Origin of the sequence: Methylobacterium sp. UNC378MF (genome assembly GCF_900103195.1) — a bacterium.
Lineage (GTDB): Bacteria > Pseudomonadota > Alphaproteobacteria > Rhizobiales > Beijerinckiaceae > Methylobacterium.
In genome coordinates, this window is record NZ_FMWU01000019.1 from 126832 (window position 1) to 144459 (window position 17628).

Sequence of the window (17628 nt, forward strand, 5' to 3'; positions counted from 1 at the left end):
CGCTATCTCTCGTCCATCGCAACCCTGATTTGCTGCTCTTCCAGATCGAGCTCGGCCATGAGGATGGCCATTTCTTCATGCTCAAGGTCATCCCTGTGATCGGCCAGCAGCCTCGTCCGCGCCGCCTCGGGACGGGGTTGATTGGGGCGCCGTGGCTCGCCGTCTGAAGGGCGGGCAGCCAGAAAGTCATCGGGGCCGCCCACTCGGAGGCGAGCGCGGCCAAGGTGGATGGCGCGGGCTTCGCGGTCGTTCGAGGTGACCTCCCTGATGTGGCCGGCGTCGCCGACGCAGCTTAAGGAGGCGATGCCGTTGTCCATGCTGCCTCGCCTGGCGACCTGAACACGGCGGCCTACGACGAGGCCGCGGTGCGCGCGATCATCGGCGCGCTCCGCGGCACGACCAAGCGGTTCGTCTATACGAGCGGTTGCCTGATCTACGGATCAACCGGCGACACATCCGCGACCGAGGACATCCGGCATTCATCGTTCCGGCAAGGCCGAGCTATTCCGACAAGAGCAGTTTATGGAACAGGACGCGCCGCGCCATTCTGCGGCCGCTTGCAACACCTTGTGCACTCTGGGGAGACGGACCGGCCGGGCAGACGCGTCTCCTCGAGGGGCGCACATCAAGCGTGAGCCAGGATTCGATCATCAAGTCACCGTTCGGCCGGGCGCACGCCCACTCGCGTCGGAATGCGGCGCCCGGTCCGGGACCGGCAGGCCTCTGCGGTCGCCGGCGGCTGCGTCTTTCTAGGTAGGCGACAGGCCTTGCAGCGTTTCCAGTTCCGTCCTTGCATCAGCGGGCCATTGGACTGCGCGCGATCAGGATCGGCGCACGATTTCTCGCGGGATCGCCCTAGCTATGCAGGGTGCCGCGTTCTTCTGGGTGGTTGAAGGACGGTTCGGTGACGTTACAGCGACCCCTCCAAATCCTCGCTCCCACGCGCTATCCATGGCGCTTCAATGGGCCACGGCGGTCGCGGCACAGGATCGAGAACCGAAATTTCCTTCCGCTGAACTGGGTGCATCAAGGCATCGAGGGGATCACGGCCTTCAGCCCTTGGCCGCCGCGGCGCTTCGACCTCATTCACGCCTTCAACCGGATCCCTCTCGGCCATGCGCCCTTCGTCATCGGCTTCGAGTCTCACATGCCCCGGGGATTCGGCTTAGAGACCAGCCACTATTACGGCGTTCTCTCGCGAATGCTGGCATCCCCGCGCTGCCGGGGCATCATCGCGATTTCAAATTATGCGAGAGAAATCTTCAAGGAAACGCACCAGAATAGTGCGATGCGGGATATACTCTACGGAAAGCTGTCCGTCCGGTACCCGAATATCGAAATTCCTGCCGAGGCCGCTCGGCCCGAACCGGTCGGCCGGGCTCCGTTCGTCGTCTCATTCGTCGGCAACCATTTCGCGCGAAAGGGGGGATGCGTCGCGGTCAGGATGGCCGAACTGGCCCTTCAAAAGAAGCTGCCAGTGCAGGTCGAGATCGTGAGTTCGCTGCAGGTAGGTCGCGGCGTCTGGACTGATCCCCTGAACGATCACTTCTACGATCGCTACCGCGCCGCATTGAAGCTTCCGAACGTTCGCTGGCACGCCACTCTATCGAACGTTGAGGTCCATGCTCTGTTTCGCCGCTCGCATGTTTCGCTCCTCGCGACGTTCTGCGACACGTTCGGCTACAGTGCCATCGAGTCGATGATCCACGGCACGCCGGTACTCGCTACGCGACAGGGTGCGTTGCCTGAGTTCATCGTGCACCGCCAGAACGGTCTTCTGCTCGATCTCGACACGGCGCCGAACGGCGAGTGGATCCATATCGCGCATCCCGACCGCGGTAGTCGGGCTTACGAGAGTCTGGTCGAGGGGGAGATCGAACGGATGGCGCAAGTGGCGATCCTGGAGATCGAGCGGCTGATCGAACGGCCTGACGAGCTCTATGACATGCGGCGCCACGCGCGATCCGATGCCGAGCGTCTCTTCGGCGCACAGGAGGCGAATGCATATTGGGACGGCCTCTACGAGCGTGCGCTCACGGCACAGGAGGTCGGTGACGCGCGGTTCAGGCTCGAAGCCCGCTGACCGCGACGCGCGCGACGGTGCGCCCGACCAAACGACGGCGCCGCGGGCGTCCCGCGTCGCCGGTGTCCCTAGCCGCGGTTGTCCCCGTCAGATCGGCATGGCGTAGTGTGCCATGTGCTCGACGAGCATGGCCGGTGCTCCCGGAGCCCATTTGCTGGGAGCCGTCGGATAGAGGCCTTTCTCTGTATTGCCGCCTGCTCCGCCCAGCGCGATCTGAAGCATCATGAAGACGCGATTCGGATCCCCCGGATCGGCCGGGTTTGTCAGATAGAATCGGTTTGGAACCGAGAAGGTGAGAGTCTCGTCGATCCCGAAGGCCATGCGTTCCGGTGTCCATTCGGACCAATACGTGTGGGGTTCGTCGTACCGGAAGTTGGGCAGAAGCCGCTCGATATCGACGAACTGCCCTTCCTTGGAACCACCGGTTCCGGCTGCGCCCCACCAGTTGGTCTGGTAGGGAAGGACGGATACGGGATCGGGCTGGTTGAACGAGATCTCGACCGTGTCCTGCTCACAATTCGGCCAGCGATAATGCGGAAGACACAATTGCCAGCCCGCCGGCCAGCAGCCCTGCTGCATGTTCAGGAGCGCGAAGCGATAGGCGAACCGGCCATAGCCTAGCCGACCATTGTGTTCGGTCGAGACGAGCGGAGTGGAATGCGTGCACCGCTTGCTATGGCCTCCCTGCGTGAGCACGATGGGGTGCGGAAGGCGCTCCGGGACGAGAAGGCGCCGCCCGTCGAGCATCTGCAGCGGTGCGGTGCCGTGCAGCCTTGGATCCGAATAGAGGCCCACTTCAGCATTGGTGAACTGCGCCCGGCCGCTCGGAAGGCTGTTCGTGAAGCAGGGGCGGCCGTCTCGGTCGACGCCGGTGGCGGTGCAGACGAAGTCCCTGACGAGGTCGCTGTGGAAGTCGCGCGTCCACCCCTTGGCGACGGGTCTCGGCTTCGGCGCGTTCCAGGCTCGCGCGGTCGCTCCAGGCGCCAATGGTGACGGGTCCAAGGCATCCGGCCCGATCCGGGCTGCCCCCTTCGCGATAACAGGACGGAAGTCATAGGTCACGAAAGGCTGGATCCGGATGCTCGCGCCCGCGCCCGGATTCGGCAAGCTTACCGAAATGAGGATTTCATCGACATCGTACTCGAACACGAAGGCGCCGGACTGAGGCGATGCGCCACTGTCGATCTCGAAACGGAGGCAGCACGAATACGCACTCGGTCCCCCCCGACGGATCGCCACGGTGGCTGTCCGGCCGTTCGGGCCTATGCGCGCGTCATGGACCGTGTAGGTCGGCAGGTCGTTCGGCGCCGATCCGGTCGCGGCGCCGACGGCTGGAATCCGAGCCGCCGTCGCGCCGGCTGCCAGTAGAGCGAGCATCGCGCGGCGGTTTGGAGACGCGTGCGTCGAACTGGAAAACAGCGGGCTTTGCCTCATGGCCTGTCCTGCGTGCTGGTGAGAGTCTCGGCTCATCGCGGGGCCCGCCCCGCGACGTGATTGAAGGCGTGCCGGACACATCGCGAGGCCGTCACCCGGCCCGCGTGCGGGCGAACCGCTTCAGGATGAAGCTCTGCGCCGGTCGTTCGACCACACGATGCAGGACCACCGCGATGGCGATTGCCAAGCCCACCCCGATGCCGACGGCCAGCAGGGCGAACTCCGCGCCGACGCGCGGTGCGGCGATCTTGATCGACGCCTGAACGAAGTAAGGATGGCTCAGATAGAGCGCGTACGACGCGTCCCCGAGCAGGATCAAATTGGCCACCAAGCGCCCGCTCATGGGCGGCAGCGACAGGCATGATGCCACGATGAGCGTCGCGACGAAGCCGTGCTTGATCACCGAGGGCAGGTCGAGATCCAGCAGGTAAAGCAGGAGGGCGCCGATCGCCAAGAGGGCGGCGAGCGCCGGACGTCCCCGATCGATCGGCAGCCCGATCGCGTAGATCTGCGACAGCGCGAGGCCGAAAGCGAACTCAAGGATCATCGGGTTCGTGTAGAAGTGCCACAGCGTGCCTCCCTCGGGCCGTATCCAGCCGACGAGGACGATCAGCGAGAGAAGTGCACAGGCAATCCAGGCGGCATGTCGGCCGGCACTCAGGCACAGGCAGAACAAGGCGTAGAAATACATCTCATAGCAGAGTGTCCACCCCAGGAAGAGTAGCGGCTGAACAAGGCCGTTGTCTTTCTGATACGGTATGAAGAGATAGGACCGGATAATCTTTTCGGTCGACACTGTGGTGCCGTTCACGAGCGCCGGAGCCATCAGGGTGACGAAGACCACGCCGGTGGTGAGCAGCCAGTAGAGCGGCACGACCCGGGCGACACGGCGGACTGCGAAATGGCTGATCCCGCGCGCCGGTTCGGCCGTATACGCGATGATGAAGCCGCTCAGGACGAAGAAGATGTCGACACCGATGACCCCATCATTGAATGGGTTCGACGCCCCGCCCGCCTCCACCGACAGCCCGCTGCCAACGTGAAACAGAACGACAAGGAAGGCCGCGACGAACCGAAGGATCTGAAGAGCCGGCAGGCGCGCTGGTCGCAGGCTGGTCGTCGGCGTGGCGACCGCCGCTGGAACGGGTTCCGTTCCGTACACCGAGACGAAGCTGTGAGACATGTGGGAGGCGCTCTCCAGGCTCACCCTACAGATCGTCGCGTTCGGCAGCGGAAGCACCTTAGCCGATTGACTTAGAGAATGGGATGCGCCTTCGTCCTAAAGCACATCTCGATAGCAGTCCGCCGCCCGACACGGGCGACCGATTGTCTTGATGAAGTCAATTGTGTCCTGGGTAAAAGCACGAGTTGCGAATTTCGCCACGAAGGTCATCGGTGTTCCATCCTGAACATCCTTCGGGCGTAGAAGCACCGGGTTCCGTTCCGCCGCGGGCGATGAGTTGGATTTTCGAAAGTTCCGAGCATGAATCGCGATTTCGCTTCGTGTCGAAATTCTGTATTCACCGAACATTTGGACGGGCAGAAACCGGACCTTTTATCAATACACCCTCGGAGATTACGGCTCTCTCCACTTTGCCGGACGGCTGAAGCTTGCAATGTAATTTGCGACGCCGCTGAAATACTCGGCCCCTCGGTCATAGGTCGTGATTAAGATCGGCACTCCGTCGTGTCCCATCCTGTACAGGTCCATGCCAAGATTATTGAAAAAGACAAAAAAATCGATAAAGAAAGTTCGTGAATTGACATTGGCTGGCCCAAATTCGAAAGATATCGCTCCGATTTTGCCAGTTTTCAGACTATCGATGGCTCCTAGGACGGCTTTCAATTCGTGACCTTCAATATCCATTTTAATGTAATCGATAAAATCTAACTTATTGCGGGCGCGAAAAGCGTCAATGGTGGTAACATCGACTTTGATGATATCGGTAACTCCGGCAAAATCTGATCTATTGTAGGCGGACGCCACCTCGCTGTTCTCACCTTGGTATAGATCCATGGCTCCTTCGGTATCTCCTACGGCCTGTCGTATCAGCTCGCAATTTTCCAATTTCATGGCGTTGATGACCGGCCAACATTGAGGCTGCGGTTCGAAGATGAATATTTTCGCAGACGAACCCATCGTTGTGAGTCGCTCGAAGATGCGGTGCGACCAATTTCCAACATTTCCTCCAATGTCAAAAATAATCGGCTGATCAGACGATATGAAGCTGACCGCGTTTTCGACCTCCTGCCAATCGGCATCGAAGCCCCCACCTCTTTTCGATTGGAGGGCGGTCCCAATGTTTTCCAATATTCTCGGAAATGAAGTCAAGCCAGGCAGCGAGAACAGTGAGACCGCGCTCGGCATCAGTTGCTTCTTTAACATAGGGCCTCCGACATTTGGCGAACTAGGAAACGCTTGCCCATGGATAGTCATTCAATGGCGATGTTTTTTCACGGAATATACAAGATGCATATCGTCTTGCCGTTGATTTTTGATGCAACGCTGTCCGAAGGCCTGCCGCTTGACGGTAATCAGCAACGTTTCGAACCGAATCAAAATTGAGTTCGATGAGCAGTGAGGGAAAAATCAGACGAGACTGAAACGTCCGTCTCGGAATAGCTCTCACTTTCATCATAGCTTCCGGTCGTTGAGTTGATTCCTCTTGCCGTCACCGGGATGAGCGCTGCGAGCAGAAATTGGCTGAAGCTATGATTCTGGAAAAGCGCGTTCTCCAGATTGATCGAGACGGCGAGAGAGAAGCAGAAACTCAGAGGGAACACTTCGGCGTAAGACTGGCCCTTCAATGCTGTTGCGCAGGCTCGCTTGAGACAAGCGGCAAGGCCCAATCCGAAAAGTATCAGTCCTGCCAAGCCGAACGCGACCGCCACGTCATAGAAGTTGTTGTGAAAAAACCAGAGTTTCTGGCCGATTGAGTATCGGAGATACTCGACGGGGGTCGAGGTGCTCTCCCAATAAGCCTTGTAGCCAACTCCGAACCACGGGTCCCTCCAGAATTGGTCAGACGCGAACTGCCAGAGAAGGGTCCGTCCGCTTAAGGTTCGATCTTTGCCCGTGTCCTCCAAAAACCGCTGACCGATCGCATCGCTGTGCAGGACAACATAAGCCAGCCCAGCGCTCCCTAAGGCGACTGCAAGCCCGACCACGAAGCCTGTGAACACAGATCCTCTCCGCCAGACTGCAGTAACGATGAGCGGACATAGTCCCACTAGGGTTGCAACTTGAGCGGTGGTGGAGTGCGACAGGTAGAGGATGGTGAGCGAACCGATAAATGACACGCCTGTGAGCGGGCGATTCCACCCGTCCAAGAACAAGCAGGCGGCGCAGATAGCGCTGAGTGCCATCATGCCGCCGAGCACGTTCTTATGGGTGTAGATGCCGAACCACACACCTGCGCCGCTAATCGCGCCGCGATGAAACGCGAATTCCGATACGGCCGATAAGATCTGTGCAGCGACGAGAGCCCAGAATAGGATCTTCAATAGGCGGGATTGGCCAAAGTATAGTTGAAAGACATAGCCCGCAACGATAGTCATCAACAACTGCAGGCCGTGATAGAACGAGACGGCAGGGGTGAGCGACCAGAGCGCTGAGATCATGGCCAGCACCGGCCACGCAGTTAGCCAGGGGTTTGCGATCAGGCAGTCGTTAAGCCGAGACAGGCGGCCCAGGACCGTGAACACCGCCACGACGTCGACGGCGAACCACACATACCGTTCGCCTGACAGGATTCCGAGGAGGGTGCTGTCCGCGTAGCAGGCGCACAGGAAGACGACTGCGAGGGCATCCGCACACCCGAACGGTGGATCGTATGTGACGCCCGCCCCTCGTGCAGGTCCGGAATATTCCAATCCGGACGCGATAAGCCGCATGGCCATTGCTGCTCCGTGTCTCCCACCGTGCTGTCCAACGCCACGATCTGATCGTCGGAGTGATGGAGTCGCGAAACGGAAACCGCCGCAATACGGGTCGCGTACCTCAAAGGGCGGTGCCGAGTTTCACCGGCGAGCGGGAGGGGACCGGGAGGACCCGATGGCTGGCTTGACGATGTCGGCCCGCCACATCGGCGCTCGACTGCTAAGACGGATCCGACCGTCGTTGCTCCGGCCCTTGAAACGCGGCCGACCCCGCATCGACGTGTTCAGAGGCGCTGGCGCAAAGATGCTGGATGCATTTCTGCCGTCGCAGGTGCCATCGGTGTTGAGGGCGGCAGTTCATCCCGCCGCACCCGGTTAAGCGGCCGCCATTTGTTGTGCGCGCCAGAACACCTAAAGGCCGATGCAGACTGCTGCGAAGTCTACAGCCCTGAGTCGGTGCAGGACCCTAAAGGCGATGGGGCGCAGGCCGGCCCCGGCGGCGGGCAAGCGTTCGCAGTCGCGGGCCGAGCGTCGAGAGCGTGCCACCCAGGCTGAGGCGCTCGACTGCCCATAGCGGTGTCGCAACGGGATGAAGCCGCGCTTGGCTTCGGGCAGCCTGATCACACCTGGAAAAATGAGTTGATCGGCAGTCGCCTTCGCCGCCCGCCCGCCGAGCGGGCCCTGGGCGCCGTGCTGCCGATGTCCCTAGGCCTGACGATGGTCAATAGGATCTGCGGCCCGGGCATGAAGGCCGCCATGTTCACCCACGCGCCCTGCGCGCCGGCAGCGTGAGCGCCGCCGTCGTCCGCGGCATGGAGAGCATGACCAGCGCGCCGTATCTGCTCGACCGGGCGCGGGGGGACCGTATGGGGAACGGGCATGTCCCCTCCCGGTGCGTCCGTCGGCGACGTCCTCACAAGAGACCTGACGGGATCGCATCTGGACGCTGCCGTTCCCGCCTTAACGGCCTTCATGCTCGCGGCAGGTGCTACATTCGCTACAGGATTGTCCGCTTTTCCGACAGCCTTGCTCCGAAGTAGACCGGCCGCGTACGGCCAGATTCAGCCAGCCGCTTTGCGCCCGTCCCGGCCAGTCGGTGGCCTTCGGCCTCACCGAAGTTGCGACCGGCTCAGACCGCATCATAGTGCCCGCTCACGTCACTGGCTTGCTCTCACCGCTGCGTTTCCCCTGCGCCGCACCTCGCTGCGGGCCGGCGCTTGACGCTGGGAAGCCAAGCGTGTCCTCCTACCCTGAACAATAACTTGTCTGGGAGGACGGCCTGTCATGGCGTTGATCCAATGCTGCATCCTTACAGCCGCGATCAGCTTCGCCGCCATGATCGGCGCCGCTTCCGCCCAGCCGATCCACGTCAAGGTCGGCGTCCTCAATGACATGTCCGGCGTCTACGCGGATACCGGCGGCAAAGGCTCCGTTCTTGCCGCGCAGATGGCGGTCGAGGATTTCGTCAAGTCAAACTCAGACGTGCAGGTCGAGATCGTCTCGGCCGACCACCAGAACAAGCCTGATGTCGGCGCCGCCGTCGCCCGCCAGTGGTACGACCGCGACGGCGTAGACGCGATCCTCGACGTGCCGACCTCCTCGGTCGCTCTTGCGGTCAGCCAAGTCACGCGCGAGAAGAACAAAGTCTTCATCGATTCCGGGGCCGGGACTACGGAACTCACGGGCAAGCAGTGCTCGCCGAACACGATCCAGTGGACCTACGACACCTATGCCCTGGCGCACGGCACTGCCGGCGCCATGCTCAAGCGTGGGGGCGACACGTGGTACTTCCTCACCGCCGACTACGCCTTCGGCCTCTCGCTGCAGAACGAGGCCACTGCCGTGATCGACGCGGGAGGCGGACGGGTCCTGGGCGCAGCCCGGGTCCCGTTCCCAGCCACTGATTTCTCCTCGTTCCTGCTGCAGGCGCAGGCTTCGGGCGCGAAGGTGGTGGGCTTGGCCAACGCAGGCGGCGACACGATCAACGCGGTCAAGCAAGCGCATGAGTTCGGTCTGACCGACGGTGGTCAGAAGCTCGCCGCCCTGCTGGTCTACGCCGTCGACGTCCATGCGATCGGCCTGCAGACCGCGCAGGGACTGGTGCTGACGGAGTCGTTCTATTGGGATCTCAACCCGGGGACACGAGCATTCTCCGAACGCTTCTATCCGCGCAACGGCAACAGCATGCCGACGATGAACCACGCGGGTGTGTACGCAGGGCTCCTGCACTACCTGAAGGCGGTAGCGGCGACCAAGTCGGTGGACCCGCAGGCGACGATGGCTTGGATGAAAGCCAACCCGACGGATGACCCGCTGTTCGGCAAGGGCGTGGTCCGGGCGGACGGGCGCAAGATCCACCCGATGTACCTGTTCGAGGTGAAGGCGCCGTCAGAGTCGAAGGGCACGTGGGACCTCTACAGGCTCCTCGACACGATCCCCGCCGAGCAGGCCTTCCGGCCTCTCGCAGAGGGTGGCTGCCCGCTCGTCGGCAAGCCGTAGAGACAGGGTCAATCGACATGATGCGTGATATTGCGGGGCAGGTCGCCTGGGTGACGGGAGCCGGGTCCGGCATTGGACAGGCCGCCGCTATGTCGCTGGCGAAGGCCGGGATGCGGCTCGCGCTGACGGGTCGGGGACGGGAGCCCCTCGAGCGTACCGCGGACCTCGTCCGCGCAGCGGGCGGGCAAGCCCTGGTCGCCCCCGCCGACATGGGCGTGGCCCTCCAGGTCGAGCAGGCCTGGGAGGCGGTTTACACCGCCTACGGGCGCTGCGATCTGCTGGTGAACTCGGCGGGTCTTAACGTGCCTCAGCGGAGTTGGAGCGAGGTCACTCCGTCGGGCATCGACTCCGTGGTCGGAGTCAACCTCAACGGTCCATTCTACGCGTCGCGGGCGGCGCTGCCGACGATGCGCACCCAGCGAAGCGGTCTGATTATCCACGTCTCCTCGTGGGCCGGACGCTACGTCTCCAAGCTGACGGGACCCGCATATTCCGCGGCCAAGCATGGGCTGGTAGCGCTCTCGGAGAGCTTGAACCAGGAAGAATGCGGGTATGGCATCCGGTCCTGCTGCATCTGCCCCGGCGAGGTCGCGACGCCCCTCCTCGACAAACGGCCGGTTCCCGTGACGACCGAGGACAAGGGCCGGATGCTGCAAGCGGAGGATCTCGCCGAAACGATCCTGTTCGTCGCCCGCTTGCCGGCGACGGTGTGTGTCAATGAGATCCTGATCAGCCCCACGTGGAACCGCGGCTATCTCGAAGGCGTCGGGCTCTAAGGAAAGCCGCTGAGGCCTCTTTGACAATGGCCCTCGATTGACGGTTCGCGCACCGGCGATCGAGGCCGGTCAGTCGATCGGCCAGGAGGCTGCCTGGCAATCCCGGCATCCGGCCAGGAGCGGGTGACTGCGACCCCGCTCGGTCGCGGTGATGCGCCGAGCGAACGCGGCCTCGTAGCCGCGAAGATTGGGGCGCACGGTGCCTCCTGCCGCGACGGTGGCCACCTGAAGGCCGGCGCACGAACCGAAGGACGGCGTTCCGGAGGCGAAGACCGCGCGCATGAACGCGACCGTGCGCCGCGTCTCCGGCGCCCCACGCCCGGCTCGAGGAGGACGAAATTTCGGAAGCGAAGCGATGACCTGATCCGGTCGAGCGGCCCGGGAGGCGCAAAGGCCGCGCATGGGCCGCCGAGCAAGCAGGAGCATTCCCCGTGGCCGAGCGTTGAACTGATGCTTCGGAAAGGCTCGGCGTACCAACACGATGGCAGAACACGGCCCCGACACCCCGCGCGTCCCTGGGCGCATCTCGACCGGCGTACCAGGCCTCGACGAGGTCCTGTGCGGCGGCCTCACCCCGGACAGGCTCTACCTGCTGGAGGGTACGCCCGGCACGGGCAAGACCACGCTCTCGCTCCAGTACCTGCTCGACGGCGCCGCGCGCGGCGAACGCGGCCTCTATGTCACCCTCTCCGAAACGGAGGACGAGTTGCGGAGCGCGGCTGCCTCGCACGGCTGGTCGCTCGACGGCATCGAGATCTACGAACTCGTCAACGAACTCGGCCTGGATCCCGACAGCGAGCAGTCGATCCTGCACCCGTCCGAGATCGAGCTCGGCGAGACCGTCAAGGACGTCATCGCTCGCGTCGACGACTTGAAGCCAGCCCGGTTGGTGTTCGACAGCCTGTCCGAGTTGCGCCTGCTGGCCCAGAACCCGCTGCGCTACCGACGGCAGATCCTGGCCCTCAAGCAGTTCTTTGCCAAGCGGGCCTGCACCGTGCTGATGCTGGACGACCGGACCTCGGAGGCCGGCGACGTACAGCTCCACAGCATCGCCCACGGGGTGATCTCTTTGGAGCAGTCGCCGCGCGAGTTCGGCTCTGAACGACGCCGGCTGCGGATCATCAAGATGCGTGGCATCAAGTTCCGCGGCGGCTACCACGATTTCGTGCTCGACACGGGTGGTCTGCGGGTCTTCCCCCGTCTGATCGCGGCGGAGCACCACGCGAGGTTCGATTCGACCGCCACCTCGACCGGCTCCGCCGAGCTCGACCTGCTGCTTGGCGGCGGCCTGGTGCCCGGCACCAACACCCTGCTGCTCGGTCCCTCGGGGGCCGGAAAGACCACGACGGCCGTCCGATGCATGCTCGCCGCCTTGGAGCGAGGAGAGGCGGCGACCTACTTCCTGTTCGACGAGGGGCTTGCGACCGTGCTCGCCCGCTCCGCCATGCTCGGCATGGACCTGGCTCCCCACATCGAGGCGGGCCGGCTGACCATCACCCAGATCGATCCGGCGGAACTCGCTCCGGGCGAGTTCTCCACCCTCGTCCGGCACGCGGTGGAGGAACGCCGCTCGACCTTCGTCGCCATCGACAGCCTGAACGCCTACCTGCACGCGATGCCGGGCGAGCAGTTCCTGATCCTGCAGATGCACGAACTCCTGAACTACCTGAACCAGCAAGGCGTCACGACGCTGCTGGTCCTGGGCCAGCACGGGGTCATCGGGAACGTGCAGACCGACATCGACCTCAGCTATCTCAGCGACGGCATCCTGCTGTTCCGCTACTTCGAGGCCAAGGGCGAGGTCCGCACGGCCGTGTCCATGGTGAAGAGCCGGGTCAACGCGCATGAGCGCACGATCCGCGAGTTGAAGCTCACGGCCGAGGGGCTTCGGGTCGGCGCGGCCCTGAGCGACTTCGAGGCTGTGCTCACGGGCCTCCCGTCCTACCGGGGCGAGGTCGCGATGCTGCCTGGCAGCACCCGGCCGGTGGATGCGGTCTGATGGACCGCCTGTCGGATCACGAAAGGCGCGTTCTGATCCTGGCGCCGCGGGGGCGCGACGCGGAGGTGATCCAGCAGGTGCTCAACCGCGCCGGCACCCCGACGACGGTGTCCGCAGACCTTTCCGATTGGGTGACGTGCCTGCAGGCGGGAGCCGGTGCCGCGCTGGTAACCGAGGAGGCGCTCGCCGACGCGGATACGCGGTCGCTGTTCGCCTGGCTCGACGAGCAGCCCGCCTGGTCCGACTTCCCGTTCATCGTCCTGGCGACCCGGCAGGTCGGCCGCCGGCCGGAGCGAGCCGCCGGCATGCTCGCGCGACTCGGCAACGTCATCCTGCTGGAGCGCCCGATCAACGCCGAGACATTGGCCAGCGCCGCCGCGTCGGCGCTGCGGACGCGCCGGCGCCAGTACCAGGCACGGACCCTCCTGGCCGAGCGCGAACGCACGCAGGAGCGCCTGCGCCTGCTCAACGAGGGTCTCGAACGGCGGGTCACGGAGCGGACCCAAGAGGTCGAGGCCGCTCGCGAGACCCTGGCCTTCGCCCTTGAGGCGGCCGGCATGGGCTCGTGGGACCTCGATCTCGCGAACGGAACCTCCCGCCACTCCCCTCGCTTCGATGCCATCTTCGGCTACGCCGAGCCGGTCCCATCGTGGACCCGCGAGACCCTTCTCGCTCACGTCGTCAGGGAGGACCGGCCGGCGGTCGACGCGGCGTTCTCGGCGGTCCCGGAGACCGGTGGGATCAACCTGGAATGCCGGATCACGCGGCGGGACGGCGCCGTGCGCTGGGTCGCGGCGAAAGGGCAGGTGAGACACGACGCGACCGGTGCGCCGTCCCGCATCGCCGGGATCCTGGTGGACCGGACCGATCAGCGCATGACTGAGGACGCGCTGCGGCAGGCCCAGAAGATGGAGGCCATCGGGCAGCTGACCGGGGGCGTCGCCCATGACTTCAACAACCTCCTCACCGTCATCGTCGGTGGCCTCGACATGATGCTGCGCCGGCCCGAGCAGGTCGACCGGGTCAAGCGATTGGCCGAGGCGGCGATGGGCGCGGCGCGGCGCGGCGAGCAGCTCACCCAGCAACTCCTGGCGTTCTCGCGCCGGCAGATGCTGCGGCCGCAGACTCTGAACCCGAACCGCCTGCTCCTGGACTTCAGACCGCTGGCCGAGCGGGCGGCAACAGGGGCCGTCGAGCTCATCTTCGATCTCGACCCGGCGCTTGACCCGATCCGCATCGATCCGGTGCAGTTCGAGGCGGCGGTGCTGAACCTGATCGTGAACGCCCGCGACGCGATGGAGAACCGGGACGGGCACGCCCGGATCGCGGTCGTGAGCCGCAACGTCCGCCTCGGCACGGCCGCCGTCGCCGACAAGGGCGTGTCACCGGGATCCTACGTGGTCGTATCGGTCAGCGACACCGGCAGCGGCATCCCGCCCGACACGCTCCAGCGCGTGTTCGAGCCGTTCTTCACGACCAAGGAGGTCGGCAAGGGAACGGGGCTCGGGCTCAGCCAGGTCTACGGCTTCACCCGCAGCGCCAAAGGCTTCGTGGACGTCGAGTCCAAGGTTGGCGCGGGGACTACGTTCAACCTGTACTTTCCGCGCTCGACCGACCCAGCCGACGCGCAGACCGGACCGAAAGTGCTGGGTGCCATCCCGCTTCGCCGGGCCGGCGAGGGCGAGACGGTGCTGCTGGTCGAGGATGATGAGCAGGTGCTCGGGATGGCGGTCGAGAGCCTCGAGGAGCTGCGCTACCGGGTCATCGTGGCCCACAACGCCGCCGAAGCGTTGGAGCATCTCCGGGGCGTGGAACGCATCGACATCCTGTTCTCCGACGTCGTCATGCCGGGCGGGATGAACGGATCGCAATTGGCGGTCGAAGCGCAGGGGATACGTCCCGGCATCAAGGTGTTGCTCACCTCGGGCTACGTGGCCAACCTCGACGAAGGACAGGTGATCGGGCACGGCGAGTTGCCGGTGCTGAACAAGCCTTACCGGCGCGACGAACTGGCTCGCTCGCTTCGGCTGGTTCTCGGCGCCAAAGCCTGAGCTGTTTCAGGCTTGTCCCTGCGCCCGCTTCCGGTCCGGGCCAGAGGCGGGCGGAAGCCCGCGAATGAACCCGCCTGCCGTGACGAGTTCGATATCACGCGCCTCCCACTGCACCGGGGCGGATTCAGGAACGGACCAGGGCGATTCTGCAAACTGTCTCGTTCGTGCGAGCGCGTCAGCTTTTTGCTTTCTTCAAGCGCATTTGGCAGTCGCTTCGCTCGGTCTGCCGAGCGCCGAAGGCGGTGAACTCGCTGGTTTCGCGTGCCTGCCCCGCGTTTGCAGTGACGCCCTAGTCGCGCGCAGGCTTCGGCTCGGGCTTGGCGGCCCGGGTGAGGCTCCGGATCGCCCGTGGCGGCCGACCTGCCTTCTGCGCGATCTCCGCCTCCTGCTGCTCGATGAGCTCGCGGGCCGGCTGGTCGCCATCCAAGCCACCCAGCATCTCCATCGGCACACGCCGGTTCGAAGCGCGGCTGCCGTCCTCAAAGACGACATCGAACAGGATGGTGCCCCGCTCTTGGGGCAGGGACTTCACGCGCTTGGCCATGCCGAGCTGATATGCTTGTCGGTACAGCAGCGCCAGACCAGCAGAGTGACGCATCCCGGCCGGCTGAGCGCCTGACCCAATCAGCAGCGCGGCCTGTCTGTCGACCGCCGAGCAGATGCGGACCACGTGGAACCCGTCTCCCGGCGAGGCACGGGCCGGCCACCTCGGCCGCGAATGTGTTAGGACGGCGTTCTGAGATGGTGCATAAGAGCTTCATCCCTCCGCGCAATCCCGTGCCCTGGGCCACGAAGCGGAGGCCGAAATGGCACGCGAATTCACGACCGGCAAAGCACAGGCTGTCACACCCGAGGACTTTAACGAGCGCGTGAAACGCCTGCTCGCCGACAAGCCGGACCCGCGCAAGGCCGAGCCGAAGGGTAAGAACTACAAGTCCGGCAATCCATTTACGCGAGTCTAAGGACGTCAGCTTGAGGACGTCAGCTTGGGGACGTTCGCTCAGCTGCGGACATCTCCGCTGGCTCTTCGGGCAGAGGCCACGCTCATGCGCCTGCTGTCGACGGGTTGAAGTCACCTTTGCCATGGCGTGATCGCGAGCAGCCTGTCATAAGGCCGGTATGGTCGATACTGTTCCCCACCCCTACTCCATCGAGGTCTCGCCTCTCGCGAAGCCGGAGGGCCACTTCCAGTGGGCGATCCGCCGGAGCGGTAAGCTGAGCGAGCGGTCCGACCGTCCGCACCGCAGCGAGGCCAAGGCGCACGAGAGTGCCATGGAGGCCATCGAGCGGGCGCTGAAGCCGAATGCGGCGTCCGGGCGCCGCTAAGACGGGCGGGCGCCACATCTCGCGCTGCTCCGGCTTGACGGGGCCGAGGGCGAGGAATGGGGCAAGGTCGATATCGGCCTCGGTTCGCAGGACGCGGTCCTGGCGGCAGGCCGGAGGAACGCAAGTCCACCTTCGCGGCCGCGCATCAATCCCCGGCGCTTGCGCTGGACACACCGATGGCTTTGCAGGTCGAGGCGGACTGAAGCCCGAACTGGTCCAGGCACTGACCCGAAGGGTGTGAGGCGCTGCCCAGGCTTGGACCTGCGGCTCCTCGTCGACGTCGGCCCACGCGCGAACACTCGTCCGAGACTTGCGCGATAAGGGAAGGCAAGCCCGTCGACACACAACCGGGAGCTTGCCGGCCTCATTGAGGCCCTGCGGCCGGTCGAAGCTGGCGAGATCCTGGGTTCCAGGCCCGACGAACGGGCGGTTGCCCTGCTGCGCCGAGAAGGAGTGCTCTGATGAGGATCAAAGCTATTGAGGCGCGCATCGCCAGACTGGAGGCGAGCCAGCGCTACAATGCCCGCGCCCGCATGTCCCACGAACACCTGGACCGTCAGCTTCTGGCGGGCATGAAGGAGATCGCGGCAGACCACGGCAGCATCGGCGCCGCTGTCACCGCCATGGAGGCGTCGCCCGACCCGATCGATCAGGAACTGGCACGGGAGATCACGTCGTTCATCGAGCAGCAGCGGATCGAGCGCGAACGGAGAGCGGCGCATTAGATGCGGCACATGGATTCGACGAACCGGTAGCGCCGGAGAGCGCGGCGCAAGGTCACCGCCAGAGACGGCGCGCCCGACCTTGAGGGGCACGAGCTCACCACCGAGGAGTGGGCCGTGCGGTTTGTCACCAAGTGCTGAAGCACTGGAGCGGCTGTTAACCGTTCGGTATCGTTGAGGACGTATGAGGCGTCTCGGATCGAGGTAGCATTATGCGTGTTCTGCTGATCGAAGACGACGCCACCGTTGCGCAGAGCATCGGGCTGATGCTCAAGTCCGAGAACTTCAACACCTACACCACCGATCTCGGGGAAGAGGGTGTCGATCTCGGCAAGCTCTACGACTACGACATCATCCTCCTCGATCTGAACCTGCCCGACATGTCGGGCTACGAGGTGCTCCGCTCGCTCCGCGTGGCCAAGGTGAAGACGCCGATCCTGATCCTGTCCGGCATGGCCGGCATCGAGGACAAGGTGAAGGGCCTCGGCTTCGGGGCCGACGACTACCTGACCAAGCCGTTCCACAAGGACGAGCTGGTGGCGCGCATCCACGCCATCGTGCGCCGCTCGAAGGGCCACGCTCAGTCGGTGATCACCACCGGCGACCTGATCGTGAACCTCGACCAGAAGACCGTCGAGGTCGGCGGCGCCCGGGTCCACCTCACCGGTAAGGAGTACCAGATGCTGGAACTCCTCTCGCTGCGGAAGGGCACCACCCTCACCAAGGAGATGTTCCTCAACCATCTCTACGGCGGCATGGACGAGCCGGAGCTGAAGATCATCGACGTGTTCATCTGCAAGCTGCGCAAGAAGCTCGCCAACGCCAGCCAGGGCAAGAACTACATCGAGACCGTCTGGGG

General features: G+C 64.1%; 17 protein-coding genes. 10 read left to right on the forward strand and 7 right to left on the reverse strand.

Features of this window, described 5'->3' with window-relative positions; translation table 11 throughout:
* Positions 1-2: 2 nt before the first annotated feature.
* On the reverse strand, positions 3-317 hold the full coding sequence (locus tag BLT59_RS20270) for a hypothetical protein (protein ID WP_091784497.1): 315 nt from the start codon (positions 315-317) through the stop codon (positions 3-5).
* A 704-nt stretch (positions 318-1021) separates the two neighbouring features.
* Between BLT59_RS20270 and BLT59_RS20275 the strand changes: the two genes are divergently transcribed.
* On the forward strand, positions 1022-2083 hold the full coding sequence (locus tag BLT59_RS20275) for a glycosyltransferase family 4 protein (RefSeq protein ID WP_091784500.1): 1062 nt from the start codon (positions 1022-1024) through the stop codon (positions 2081-2083).
* 87 nt (positions 2084-2170) lie between these two features.
* Here BLT59_RS20275 and BLT59_RS20280 read toward each other — a convergent pair whose 3' ends face one another.
* The 3 genes from BLT59_RS20280 to BLT59_RS20290 form a co-directional block, all read right to left on the reverse strand.
* A complete protein-coding gene (locus tag BLT59_RS20280) occupies positions 2171-3517 on the reverse strand; it encodes a family 16 glycosylhydrolase (RefSeq protein WP_175544073.1) in 1347 nt (448 codons plus the stop codon).
* A gap of 91 nt (positions 3518-3608) precedes the next feature.
* The gene (locus BLT59_RS20285; protein WP_139174076.1) at positions 3609-4700 is read right to left on the reverse strand and encodes an acyltransferase family protein; all 1092 of its coding nucleotides are present in this window, start codon (positions 4698-4700) and stop codon (positions 3609-3611) included.
* Positions 4701-5093: 393 nt separating this feature from the next.
* Positions 5094-5903: an FkbM family methyltransferase gene (locus BLT59_RS20290; protein WP_175544074.1), complete on the reverse strand. Its 810-nt coding sequence runs from the start codon at positions 5901-5903 to the stop codon at positions 5094-5096.
* A 39-nt stretch (positions 5904-5942) separates the two neighbouring features.
* On the opposite strand from BLT59_RS20290, the gene BLT59_RS31400 reads away from it, so the two are divergent.
* Entirely contained in the window at positions 5943-6083 is a 141-nt protein-coding gene (locus tag BLT59_RS31400) for a hypothetical protein (protein WP_175544075.1), read from the forward strand.
* Here the strand turns inward: BLT59_RS31400 and BLT59_RS20295 are convergent.
* Entirely contained in the window at positions 6074-7417 is a 1344-nt protein-coding gene (locus tag BLT59_RS20295) for an O-antigen ligase family protein (RefSeq protein ID WP_091784513.1), read from the reverse strand. The two genes, BLT59_RS31400 and BLT59_RS20295, sit on opposite strands and share 10 nt — an antisense overlap.
* A 1263-nt stretch (positions 7418-8680) precedes the next feature.
* Between BLT59_RS20295 and BLT59_RS20305 the strand changes: the two genes are divergently transcribed.
* Both BLT59_RS20305 and BLT59_RS20310 read left to right on the forward strand, forming a co-directional pair.
* Positions 8681-9895, forward strand: a complete 1215-nt coding sequence (locus BLT59_RS20305; protein ID WP_091784519.1) for an ABC transporter substrate-binding protein — start codon at positions 8681-8683, stop codon at positions 9893-9895.
* Between the two features lie 17 nt (positions 9896-9912).
* The gene (locus BLT59_RS20310; RefSeq protein WP_091784522.1) at positions 9913-10671 is read left to right on the forward strand and encodes an SDR family oxidoreductase; all 759 of its coding nucleotides are present in this window, start codon (positions 9913-9915) and stop codon (positions 10669-10671) included.
* 69 nt (positions 10672-10740) lie between these two features.
* Here BLT59_RS20310 and BLT59_RS32265 read toward each other — a convergent pair whose 3' ends face one another.
* Positions 10741-11196 (reverse strand): gamma-glutamyl-gamma-aminobutyrate hydrolase family protein, encoded by a 456-nt coding sequence (locus tag BLT59_RS32265; protein ID WP_348272292.1) that lies wholly within the window; start codon positions 11194-11196, stop codon positions 10741-10743.
* Here BLT59_RS32265 and BLT59_RS20320 point away from each other — a divergent pair.
* Both BLT59_RS20320 and BLT59_RS20325 read left to right on the forward strand, forming a co-directional pair.
* Complete coding sequence (locus BLT59_RS20320) at positions 11153-12670, forward strand: ATPase domain-containing protein (RefSeq protein ID WP_091784525.1); 1518 nt, start codon at positions 11153-11155, stop codon at positions 12668-12670. The genes BLT59_RS32265 and BLT59_RS20320 overlap by 44 nt on opposite strands.
* 8 nt (positions 12671-12678) lie before the next feature.
* Positions 12679-14721, forward strand: a complete 2043-nt coding sequence (locus BLT59_RS20325) for a hybrid sensor histidine kinase/response regulator (protein WP_091784566.1) — start codon at positions 12679-12681, stop codon at positions 14719-14721.
* Between the two features lie 289 nt (positions 14722-15010).
* On the opposite strand, the gene BLT59_RS20330 is transcribed toward BLT59_RS20325, so the two are convergent.
* Entirely contained in the window at positions 15011-15265 is a 255-nt protein-coding gene (locus BLT59_RS20330) for a hypothetical protein (protein ID WP_091784528.1), read from the reverse strand.
* 262 nt (positions 15266-15527) lie between these two features.
* Here BLT59_RS20330 and BLT59_RS31405 point away from each other — a divergent pair, with 262 nt between their 5' ends.
* The 4 genes from BLT59_RS31405 to BLT59_RS20345 form a co-directional block, all read left to right on the forward strand.
* Entirely contained in the window at positions 15528-15683 is a 156-nt protein-coding gene (locus BLT59_RS31405; RefSeq protein ID WP_173009482.1) for a hypothetical protein, read from the forward strand.
* Positions 15684-15840: 157 nt separating this feature from the next.
* Entirely contained in the window at positions 15841-16047 is a 207-nt protein-coding gene (locus tag BLT59_RS20335; protein WP_091784531.1) for a hypothetical protein, read from the forward strand.
* 461 nt (positions 16048-16508) lie between these two features.
* A complete protein-coding gene (locus tag BLT59_RS20340; RefSeq protein WP_091784533.1) occupies positions 16509-16772 on the forward strand; it encodes a hypothetical protein in 264 nt (87 codons plus the stop codon).
* A gap of 209 nt (positions 16773-16981) precedes the next feature.
* Positions 16982-17628 (forward strand): response regulator transcription factor CtrA (locus BLT59_RS20345; RefSeq protein ID WP_091784535.1); only part of this gene is annotated, 647 nt, incomplete at its 3' end.